Genomic DNA, 9,188 nt, shown 5'->3' on the forward strand with positions numbered 1-9,188 from the left:
GCACCCAGTTGATCTTCCTGACTTTCACGATAGCGCTTTCTGATCTCACCACGCTGACTATAACAGATGCCCCGGGCTACAGTTTCTGCATATTGCTAAGGCGGTCAGTAGCCCCATAAATTATGTAACATAATTGTGATCATCTTCGCTTATTTGTGATTCAGGCGTGAAAATATCGTTTTTCTATGTTTTATTTTCTCTGACATTAAATGGAGGTATTTATGGAAGATGTCAGCGTTTTGAATGAAACGATTTTCAGTGCATCAACGGAAAATGAACTGCAGGAACGATTTAAAGATATATACCAAAGTATTAATAATGAAAGTGAATATGATGATTCAGGTTCAGTCTCATTTTTGCCACTTTCAAGGCTGAACTCCCGTTCTGAACGGGCAGAAGCAAAGGACATCATTTCAGTTGTGATTGAAAGCGGATGTTTTACCAGTGGCCCCTATATCGGAGAAGTAGAAGAAACATTAAGAATATTTTATGGTGCTCATACCTGTATTGCCACCAGTAGCGGCACCGACGCGTTAAAAATAGCCCTTAAATCTGTTGGTGTAGGACCCGGTGATGAGGTCATTGTTCCTCTGAACTCCTTTGCTGCTACGGAAAATGCAGTGATGGCCGTGGGGGCCGTTCCAGTCTTCGCTAATATCGACAGTTCTTTCAATATGCTTCCGGATGAAGTGGAGCGCCTCAGTACCACAAGAACTAAGGCTGTGTTACCGGTCTGTCTTTATGGCTCATGCATGTATATTGATGCCATCCACCGAATTGCCCGCAAAGCCGACATTCCTGTTATCGTGGATGCAGCCCAGTGCTTTGGTATCAGGTCACTCATCGGTCACTGTGATCTGCTGGCGTTGAGTTTTAATCCGTTCAAGAATATTGGTTCTTTTGGTAAGTCCGGTGCAGTACTGACCCGCTCTCCTGAGCTGGCACGTCTGGCGAGGCAATATTCTTATCACGGATTTGCTGAAGGTAAAAAGAATATTAAAGCTCAGGACTGGGGATTAAACAGCCGTATGGATAACCTGCAGGCTGCCACGCTTAGTGTCAAACTTCGCCACTTTGAGAATAATGCCAGAAAACGCTGCCTGCTTGCAGCCCGTTACCATCTGTTACTGGCAGACCTGTCACATAAAATGACACTTCCGTCAGATATCCTTCAGAATACATGGCATCTTTTCCCGGTTCTGCTCTGCCAGGGCGAGCGTGATTCTCTCTTCGCCTTTGCGCGTGAAAGGGGTGTGGAGTTAGATATTTATTATCCCGTCCTTTCACATTGCGGAGAACATCCGCTGGCTACCGGATATTCCCGTCGGGAGCAGTTCAGTGCTTCTGAAAGAATACATTCTGCATTATTCCATCTGCCACTGCATAACCATATGTCGTTCCAGGAGCAGAACATCATTACCGGAGTATTGCATGACTATTTTAAATAAAGACTGGCCGGTTGAATTTCCGCTCCCGGCAGTAATTCGCACGATAGTGTGCTGTGATCTTGATGAAACTTATATTCCTTCGGACACCAAAAAAAAGGCACTGGGAGGGGTTGAACTGCTGGAGTCCTATATTACATCCCATGCAGAAGAAAAGGGCATTCTCGCTGGCTGGATCACAGGAACAAATCTGGATTCGGCCTGGCGAAAATCCAGAGGCTATATTTCGCGAAGCCCTCACTTTATCTGCTGCAGTCTCGGCACCGAATTTTACTGGGTCAAAAATGGCAGGCTTAGACCCTCTGAAACCTGGGCAGAGCGGATACGCCGTTCAGGCTACAGCCTTCAGAACGTCAACAGCCTGGCCAGGATCCTGATGGGAAAAGGGATGCCCCTGCAGAGACAACCGGAGGATTATCAGGGCCCCTTTAAAGTGAGCTATTACTACCCTGAGGGAGCTTCGATGGCCGGCGATTTTGCCACCATCCAGGCTCTGGCAGACGAACGAGGAATTCGTGTCGTTTTTACCCGCTGTAACCCGGCGGCTGGCGATCCCCCTGACTGTTATGACGTTGAATTTATCCCCCTCTGTTGTGGTAAGGATCAGGCAGTGTCTTTTCTGATGGAGGAAACCGCGCTGCCGAAAGAAGCCATTATTGCCTTTGGTGACAGTGCGAATGATTTTGCCATGTTTGCACAGGCCGGAAAAGGCTATCTGGTGGGGAATGCGGACCCGTTCGCGATCAGACAGTATGGCAGCAGCCTGAACGCTGCTTACTGCCACGGGATACTTAACGTACTTAAGGAGCTACAGGGATGAACATCGGAATTGTAGGTTGTGGGGGGATTGCCCGCGCCCATGTCAGTGCACTTTGTCTGAATCCGCTGGTCACCGGACTGGCCCTGTACGATGTGAGTGCAGATAACGTGCGGCTGCTCAGCGAAATCAGCACCGTGCCGGTGATATGCTGCCAGGACCTGAAGCAGCTTGCCGGAGTCAGTGAGGGTTTCGTTATCTGCACACCAAACCATCTCCACGTCAGCGTGGCAGAGGAAGTACTTCGCTACAAACAGCTCCCTTTTGTGTGTGAAAAGCCCCTCTCAACGGATCTGAACTCAGCACAGTATCTTCAGGAAATTGCCCCACAAGGCAGTATCGTGTCTTTTAACTACCGGTATAACCGTGTTATCGACACGATGATGCGTCTGAGAAATGAGAGGGATTTAGGTGAACTGCATTTCTTCTCAGCAGAGTTTAATAAAAATTCTGCACTGACCCGCCATCACCTGACCTGGCGTGACTCTGCACGGCAGAGCAAAAGCAGCGGAGCACTGGGCGACTTATCCTGTCATCTGCTTGATTTATTTTGTTTTATAGGGGGAAGCCCAGTTGTGGTTGATGGGATCAGGACGGTGAAGGGTACGCGCGTGGGTGCAAAATCAGATGGCCGGGTTGAAGTGGATGATAACGGCTATGTGATGGGCAGCTCAGAGAAAGGGGCTTATTTCAGAATTCATGCCAGTAAATCGGAAACAGGGCAGGATCTGGGGCTGCATATGCAGCTCGTGTTTGAAAAGGGTGAAATCAGATATTCAACTCATCATGAAAACAGTCTGCTCCTGGTCCTGTTTAATGAGACGGACGCGGAAACCGTGGGCTTCGACGGCCTAAAGCGTTTACCCGATCCACCACGGGAGCTTCCGTTCTGGTCTGATTCGTTTATTCACCTTCATGACGACTGGTGTGCCCTTATTAAATATGGCCACGCAGCCCCGAAGCTGGCGGATCTGTCATCCGGCCTTCATATACAGGAAATAATTGAGGCATTCTGATATGGACACCATTCTTTTAACTGGGCTGTTTGCCGCATTTTTCACGACGTTTGCGTTCGCCCCCCAGAGCATCAAAACGCTCCGGACACGCAACACCGAAGGTATCTCCGTTGTTATGTATATCATGTTCCTGACAGGTGTAATTGCATGGATAGCATATGGCATTCTGCGATCTGATTTGGCCGTACTGGCCGCAAATATTGTCACACTGTTTCTGGCTGCACCGGTGCTGGTAATGACACTTCTCAACCGCAGGAAAAAACACGTATGAATATTGCGATCATCGGCGCAGGACCTGCCGGCATCATTTCTGCCCGTAATGCGATTAAGGCGGGGCACTCCGTGGTTCTGTTTGAGAAAAATGCCCATATTGGGGGGATCTGGAACCCCTGGAGTAGTGGAGCTTACCGTAATGCCTGTATGCAAAACTCCCGTTGTGCATTCCATTATACTGACTTTCCCCCAGGCAATATTGATGAATTTCCGGGTGTGGCGCAGGTATTCGCATATCTTTCGGCGGTGACCGGAGAGGATGCCCTCCGTGCGTCTACCCGGCTTAATACTGAAGTGGTTGCACTCAGAAAAGACTCCGGGCACTGGGTTATTCGCAGCACCTCTGCAGGAAATGACCGGGAAGATATTTTTGACCGGGTCATCATTGCAACAGGGGAACTCTGGCAACCTCGCCGGCCTACCCTGCCGGGTGCGGAATACTTCTCCGGCACGCTGATCACATCCAAAGATTATCAGGAGCCGGAGGTATTTAAAGGGAAAAATATACTCATCATAGGCGGTGGTGTCAGCGGGGCGGATATTGCCTCAGACCTTGTTCCCTTTGCCAGAAGCGTGAGTCTGTCCGTTAAAAAGATGGGGCTGTATCTGCCAAGACAATTCCGGACGGGTCCGAACGACATGATGCATTCCTATCTGGGCCGGTGTCTGCTGAGTCGCTTGAGTTATGCAGATTTTGTCGGTTATCTCGATACCACGATGCCTGACTACATGCAGACCTACCGGGCATCCGGTTTGTTGCCCGACATGGCGAACAATAACGCGGTGCATGTTAACGAAAAAATCATACCGAATGTGGCCGCCGGACTGATAAAAATTAAACCCCAAGCAGAGCGTTTCACCGGAGAAGGGGTGATTGAGTTCGTCGACGCAACGCAGGAAAAATATGATGTCATCATTACCTGCACCGGCTATGAAATGCCTGATTATTCGTTCATTCCGGGGTTTGACAGGGCACAGCTGTATGAGCACTTTTTCTGGACGGAAGATCCTTCGCTGGCCGTCATAAATCCGCCGGTAGATACTGCCGGTTTCGGGGCCGCGTTCCCCTATTTTGACATCATCAGCCAGTGGGTCATCAACGTATTCTCCGGAGAGTCGCTTCTTCCGGAAAAAGAAGCCATGCGCAAATGGTGCGCTGAGCACATGGCTTCACTTCATGTTAAGCGCTTTTATGACAGTTGGCTGGAAACCATCCGGATTGGACTGCTGGCGGGCCTTCTCCCGGATCCCTCACGCGACTTTTCCCGATACTGGAACATCATCAGCAGTGTGGTCAAACCTGCCTATCTGGCCAGTCCTCCCGCAGCTCCGGAGCCGGGTATGATGGACAGCCTGTTTGATTTCCGGGTCGCCAGAATACGCATACTGTCAGGACTGGGAAACGATGCTCTCGGTTATTTGCTGAAAAAAGGTGATATCACTGACGCAGAATACCAGGCGGCGCTGGAAACCGATCCCCGGCAGTCGCTTTCTGTACATCTGCCGTATTCGCAGACCTACCTCTGATAGAAAGGGCCTTTACTGGCCCTTTTCTTTTTCATAATGATCTAATCAGCCTCGCCGGGTTTCCTGCATAAATACCTTTGATTTCTATCGGTTTAACCACAACAGCACCCGCGCCAATGACGGTCCCGCTGCAGATATATGGTGACAGAATGGTGGCTCCGCTGCCTATAGTAACCGAATCCCCCAGGGAAATGGTGATCCAGTTATCCGGTGATGGGTCCGGCGCTCCAGACCTGAAAAGGTCGTTGGCGAACGTCACGTTATGGCCAATGAAACAGTTCTCACCCAGTGTTACGTTTTCGCAGATAAACGTGTGCGACTGGATCCGGCTTCCACTGCCAATGAGACAGCCTTTCTGTATCTCAACGAAGGGGCCGACAAACACGTTATCCCGGAGTTCACATTCATAAATGTTGGCCGGTTTGACAATACGGACATTGGTTCCGTAAATCACATCCCGAACAGCACATTCCATAAATTTCATATAAACACTTCCTTCAAATACTGATCACCCATACTGGAATTGTTGTGGTCAGTGTCGTTCTCAAAATCGGTGGAACTGCATGACAAAACCATTGGACATTATCTGAACACAAAACATTATCAGTAAGTTGAAGTCACAACCCGATTCTGCTCTTCGAGAATTTTATAGACAGTGGAACGTGCAATGCTGAGTTGATGAGAAATATTAGTTGCACCAATACCTTTCTGATGGAGTTCCAGAACGGCATCCCTGTCTACACTTCGCTTGCGTCCGAATTTGATACCTTTAAGCCTCGCCTCCTGCCTGCCTTCATTAGTGCGCTCAAGAATTCTTTGGCGTTCGGCCTGTGCTACAGCTGAAAGAATAGTGATCACCATTTGTCCCATTGGTCCGTCGGTGCTAATCCCGTCATCAATGAACCGGACTGCAACGCCTTGAGTATCGAATGCTTTTATAAGGTGAATCATATCAGCAGTGTCGCGGCCAAGACGGTCGAGTTTTTTTACCAATATGACGTCGCCTTCCTCCACCTTCATTCGCAGCATGTCCAGACCTTCTCTGTCGGTAGAGATGCCTGATGCTTTATCTGTAAATATACGATTGGCTTTTACCCCAGCGTCTCTGAGCACCCCGATCTGAATATCGAGAGACTGCTGACTGGTAGAGACCCGCGCATAACCAAAAAGTCGCATATAAATGTACCTTAAATCGAATATCAGACACCTTGTGTCTATTATGGCAAAAATACGATTTAATAGACAGCCCATGCCTTCCGTTTTATGTTGTCTGATAATTTATAATATTTTGGATGGTTACAAAGTTGTTAACTTGTAACCTTCAGGCAGGGAGGCTGATATGCCCGTCGATTTTCTGACCACCGAGCAGGAACTGAATTATGGTCGCTACGTTGCGGAACCCAATGACGTGCAGCTGGCGCGCTATTTTCATCTTGATGAACGGGATCTTGCTTTCATTAACCAGCGGCGGGGAAGGCATAACCGGCTGGGAATAGCGCTTCAGCTTACCAGCGCCCGTTTTCTGGGCACCTTTCTAACAGATTTAACCCGGGTTCTGCCGGGTGTTCAGCAATTTGTTGCGGTGCAGCTTAATATCCGCCGTCCGGAAGTCCTCTCCCGCTACGCTGAACGGAATACGACACTCAGAGAGCATACTGCGCTGATTAAGGAATATTACGGTTACCATGAATTTGGCGATTTTCCCTGGTCTTTCCGCCTGAAGCGCCTGCTGTACACCCGGGCATGGCTCAGTAATGAGCGACCCGGCCTGATGTTTGATTTTGCCACCGCGTGGCTGCTTCAGAATAAGGTCCTGCTGCCCGGAGCAACCACACTTGTTCGTCTCGTCAGTGAAATACGCGAACGGGCAAATCAGCGTCTGTGGAAGAAACTGGCCGCGTTGCCGGACAGCTGGCAGACCGCCCGCGTGACGGAACTGCTGGACATTCCTGAGGGGCAGAGAATTTCACCGCTGGAACAACTAAAAAAGGGACCAGTCACCGTCAGCGGCCCGGCATTTACAGAAGCGCTGGAGCGGTATGTCCGGCTGCGAACCCTTGAGTTTTCCCGGCTGAATTTTACCGGCCTGCCCGCTATACAGCTACGTAATCTGGCGCGTTATGCAGGTATGGCATCGGTAAAATATATCGCACGCATGCCAGAGCAAAGAAAACTGGCCGTACTCACAGCATTTGTTAAAGCTCAGGAAATAACAGCGCTGGATGAGGCCGTTGATGTGCTCGATATGCTGATACTGGACATCACCCGCGAGGCGAAGAAAACGGGGCAGAAAAAGCGGCTCAGGACGCTTAAAGATCTTGACCGTGCTGCGCTACTGCTGGCGCGAGCATGTTCATTGTTGCTGGATGAGCAGGCTGACGATGCTGAACTGAGGGAGACCATCTTCAGCTGCGTACCGAAAAGCAGGCTGGCAGAATCCGTCAGCAAGGTTAATGAACTTGCCCGCCCTCAGAACAATAACTTCCATGATGAAATGGTGGAGCAGTACGGCCGGGTTAAGCGTTTTCTTCCTGCGGTATTGCGGGATCTGCATTTCCGCGCTGCGCCAGCAGGAGAACATACGCTGGCCGCGATTCATTATCTGACCGAACTGAACGGCTCGAAAAAGCGCATCCTCGATGATGCTCCTGAACATATCATCACCGGCCCCTGGAAACGCCTCGTGTACGATGCGGAAGGCCGGATACAACGCGCCGGTTACTCACTGTGTCTGCTCGAACGCCTTCAGGATGCACTGCGCCGCCGGGACATCTGGCTCGAAAACAGCGATCGCTGGGGAAATCCCCGTGAGAAGCTGTTGCAGGGTGAAGAGTGGCAAGCTCAGCGTATCCCCGTCTGTCGTGCGCTGGGACATCCCACCGATGGGCATAAAGGCGTGCAGCAACTGGCCGTTCAGCTGGATGAGACCTGGAAAGCTGTCGCATCCCGATTTGAAGGGAATGCGGAAGTCCATGTTTGCAATGACGGTAAATATCCTTCCCTGACCATTAGTAGCCTGGAGAAACTGGAGGAGCCACAGTCATTGCTTTGTCTCAACAGTCGGGTCAGACAGTTGCTTCCTCCGGTTGATTTGACGGAATTACTGCTTGAAATAGACGCCAGAACAGGATTTACACGGGAATTTATGCATGTCAGTGAGTCCGGAGCGCGGGCGCAGGATCTGCACGTCAGCCTGTGTGCGGTCCTGATGGCTGAAGCCTGCAATATCGGACTGGAACCGCTGATAAAGCACAATATACCGGCACTGACCCGCCACCGGCTCAGTTGGGTGAAACAGAATTACCTCCGGGCAGAAACACTGGTCAGCGCCAATGCCCGTCTGGTTGATTTTCAGTCTACGCTGGAGCTTGCCGGGCGCTGGGGCGGTGGTGAAGTGGCGTCAGCCGACGGCATGCGCTTTGTCACGCCGGTGAAAACCGTCAATTCTGGGCCTAACAGAAAATATTTTGGTTCCGGGCGTGGCATCTCCTGGTACAACTTCGTCTCTGATCAGTACTCTGGATTCCACGGCATCGTTGTCCCCGGCACATTACGTGATTCCATTTTTGTGCTGGAAGGCCTTCTGGAGCAGCAGACAGGGCTGAATCCGGTTGAGATCATGACAGACACAGCTGGTACCAGCGATATTATTTTTGGCCTGTTCTGGCTGCTGGGATATCAGTTTTCACCCCGGCTTGCCGATGCTGGCGAAGCGGTATTCTGGCGAGCGGATAAATCGGCAAACTACGGTGCACTGGATGCGCTGGCGCGAGGATGTGCAGATCTGTCGAAGGCAGAGAACCAGTGGGATGAGATGATGCGAACCGCCGGTTCGCTGAAGCTGGGTACCATTCATGCTTCAGAACTCATTCGCTCTTTGCTCAAAAGCTCGCGCCCATCAGGATTGGCGCAGGCGATCATGGAAGTGGGGCGCGTCAACAAAACGCTGTACCTTCTCAATTATATTGATGATGAAGATTATCGTCGGCGGATCCTGACACAGCTCAACCGGGGAGAAGGCCGCCATGCGGTGGCGCGAGCGATTTGCTACGGGCAACGCGGTGAGATCAGAAAGCGCTATCGTGAAGGGCAGGAAGATCAACTGGGCGC

The 9,188-nt window shown here is 50.6% G+C and carries 8 protein-coding genes and 1 pseudogene; 7 read left to right on the forward strand and 2 right to left on the reverse strand.

Going from position 1 to position 9,188, the window contains the following annotated elements; genetic code table 11:
- The first annotated feature begins 221 nt into the window (after window positions 1–221).
- Genes ACWKXN_RS22200 through ACWKXN_RS22220 form a run of 5 tightly spaced genes read left to right on the forward strand, consistent with a single transcriptional unit; the run spans window position 222 to window position 5,078 of the window.
- Complete coding sequence (locus ACWKXN_RS22200; RefSeq protein ID WP_262360413.1) at window positions 222–1,448, forward strand: DegT/DnrJ/EryC1/StrS family aminotransferase; 1,227 nt, start codon at window positions 222–224, stop codon at window positions 1,446–1,448.
- Window positions 1,432–2,265 (forward strand): HAD-IIB family hydrolase, encoded by an 834-nt coding sequence (locus tag ACWKXN_RS22205; RefSeq protein WP_102603368.1) that lies wholly within the window; start codon window positions 1,432–1,434, stop codon window positions 2,263–2,265. Before ACWKXN_RS22200 ends, ACWKXN_RS22205 begins: the two co-directional genes overlap by 17 nt.
- Window positions 2,262–3,278 (forward strand): Gfo/Idh/MocA family protein, encoded by a 1,017-nt coding sequence (locus tag ACWKXN_RS22210; RefSeq protein ID WP_454544363.1) that lies wholly within the window; start codon window positions 2,262–2,264, stop codon window positions 3,276–3,278. The genes ACWKXN_RS22205 and ACWKXN_RS22210 overlap by 4 nt, the downstream gene beginning before the upstream one ends.
- 1 nt (window position 3,279) lies before the next feature.
- A complete protein-coding gene (locus tag ACWKXN_RS22215; RefSeq protein WP_102603370.1) occupies window positions 3,280–3,549 on the forward strand; it encodes a SemiSWEET transporter in 270 nt (89 codons plus the stop codon).
- Complete coding sequence (locus tag ACWKXN_RS22220; RefSeq protein ID WP_454544364.1) at window positions 3,546–5,078, forward strand: flavin-containing monooxygenase; 1,533 nt, start codon at window positions 3,546–3,548, stop codon at window positions 5,076–5,078. Before ACWKXN_RS22215 ends, ACWKXN_RS22220 begins: the two co-directional genes overlap by 4 nt.
- 31 nt (window positions 5,079–5,109) lie before the next feature.
- Here the strand turns inward: ACWKXN_RS22220 and ACWKXN_RS22225 are convergent, their stop codons facing one another.
- Window positions 5,110–5,562, reverse strand: a complete 453-nt coding sequence (locus ACWKXN_RS22225; protein ID WP_057393711.1) for an acyltransferase — start codon at window positions 5,560–5,562, stop codon at window positions 5,110–5,112.
- A 48-nt stretch (window positions 5,563–5,610) separates the two neighbouring features.
- On the opposite strand from ACWKXN_RS22225, the pseudogene ACWKXN_RS22230 reads away from it, so the two are divergent.
- Window positions 5,611–5,688: pseudogene (locus ACWKXN_RS22230) on the forward strand (IS1 family transposase); the annotation flags it as partial.
- Here ACWKXN_RS22230 and ACWKXN_RS22235 read toward each other — a convergent pair.
- Window positions 5,682–6,254: a recombinase family protein gene (locus tag ACWKXN_RS22235; protein WP_102603372.1), complete on the reverse strand. Its 573-nt coding sequence runs from the start codon at window positions 6,252–6,254 to the stop codon at window positions 5,682–5,684. The pseudogene ACWKXN_RS22230 and the gene ACWKXN_RS22235 overlap by 7 nt on opposite strands.
- Window positions 6,255–6,417: 163 nt before the next feature.
- On the opposite strand from ACWKXN_RS22235, the gene ACWKXN_RS22240 reads away from it, so the two are divergent.
- Window positions 6,418–9,188 (forward strand): Tn3 family transposase (locus ACWKXN_RS22240; RefSeq protein WP_454544365.1); only part of this gene is annotated, 2,771 nt, incomplete at its 3' end.

This window comes from Enterobacter sp. UPMP2060 (assembly GCF_053709655.1).

Coding starts and splice junctions, on each gene's coding strand:
- ACWKXN_RS22200 (WP_262360413.1), top strand. CDS start 222: ATGGAAGATGTCAGCGTTTTGAATGAAACGATTTTCAGTGCATCAACG.
- ACWKXN_RS22205 (WP_102603368.1), top strand. CDS start 1,432: ATGACTATTTTAAATAAAGACTGGCCGGTTGAATTTCCGCTCCCGGCA.
- ACWKXN_RS22210 (WP_454544363.1), top strand. CDS start 2,262: ATGAACATCGGAATTGTAGGTTGTGGGGGGATTGCCCGCGCCCATGTC.
- ACWKXN_RS22215 (WP_102603370.1), top strand. CDS start 3,280: ATGGACACCATTCTTTTAACTGGGCTGTTTGCCGCATTTTTCACGACG.
- ACWKXN_RS22220 (WP_454544364.1), top strand. CDS start 3,546: ATGAATATTGCGATCATCGGCGCAGGACCTGCCGGCATCATTTCTGCC.
- ACWKXN_RS22225 (WP_057393711.1), bottom strand. CDS start 5,562: ATGAAATTTATGGAATGTGCTGTTCGGGATGTGATTTACGGAACCAAT.
- ACWKXN_RS22235 (WP_102603372.1), bottom strand. CDS start 6,254: ATGCGACTTTTTGGTTATGCGCGGGTCTCTACCAGTCAGCAGTCTCTC.